The organism is Paenibacillus sp. UASWS1643 (genome assembly GCF_008693195.1).
Classification (GTDB): Bacteria; Bacillota; Bacilli; order Paenibacillales; family Paenibacillaceae; genus Paenibacillus; species Paenibacillus amylolyticus_B.
The window spans coordinates 1-458 of the sequence record NZ_VXKZ01000047.1; the positions used below are offsets into that span (position 1 = coordinate 1).

General features: G+C 45.6%; 1 pseudogene. It reads right to left on the minus strand.

Going from position 1 to position 458, the window contains the following annotated elements:
- A pseudogene (locus FE296_RS00220) lies at positions 1-458 on the minus strand (lipase family protein); the annotation flags it as partial.

Genomic DNA, 458 nt, shown 5'->3' on the forward strand with positions numbered 1-458 from the left:
AGGGTATCCCATGCTTCACGTGCATGATCCAGGATGTTATGATCCGAAGGTTTTCGCGGAGAGTAACTCACTCGTTCACCCGTAATTTCATCATACAATGTATTGTCGATATATCCATCCTCATCGAAACTGTAATGTTTCATATCGTGATATCCAGGACCCCCCAGTGTATCCTTTATTTTATCCACAGCACCGTAACTGGCATTAAAATCGTCATAACTTTTATTAATCACGAGGGTTGAGCCCACATGCCTCTCATATCCTCCGAGCATACCACTTGCAATGAAATCCCCAGGATGAATGAAGTTAGTCACCTGACGATCAAAAGCACCTTCTTCTGCATTCCTACGCATCTCTGGTGTTAACGATGCCACGACGGTAGGCGCACTAAACGTGACTGCATCCAGTCCTGTATACACCGCTGCATATTGTGCATTTGCCCCGCCTAATGAATGCCC